At 63.5% G+C, this 252-nt stretch carries 1 pseudogene; it reads left to right on the top strand.

What is annotated here, in order from left to right:
* Nucleotides 1-252 (top strand): annotated as a pseudogene (locus tag ACODJP_RS14325) (TetR family transcriptional regulator); the annotation flags it as partial.

The following is a 252-nucleotide window of genomic DNA, read 5'->3' as shown; positions in this document are numbered from 1 at the left end:
AGCGCGTGTCCTGCCCGACGAGCGACCTGAAACGCTTCTGGCCTGACCGCGAAGCGCTGCTGTACGACGCGCTTCGCTATCTGAGCCAGCAGGTGGATGCCTGGCGTCGTCAGCTCCTGCTGGACGAGACCTTAAGCGCAGAGCAAAAGCTGCTGGCACGCTATGCCGCACTCACCACCTGCGTAAGCAACCAGCGGTACCCGGGCTGCCTGTTTATCGCCGCCTGCACCTTCTACCCGGATCCTCAGCACC

It is taken from the genome of Pleomorphochaeta sp. DL1XJH-081 (assembly GCF_049310885.1).
In the GTDB taxonomy this organism is placed as follows: domain Bacteria; phylum Spirochaetota; class Spirochaetia; order Sphaerochaetales; family Sphaerochaetaceae; genus CAYZJV01.
This window is presented reverse-complemented; position numbering and strand designations above follow the sequence as displayed.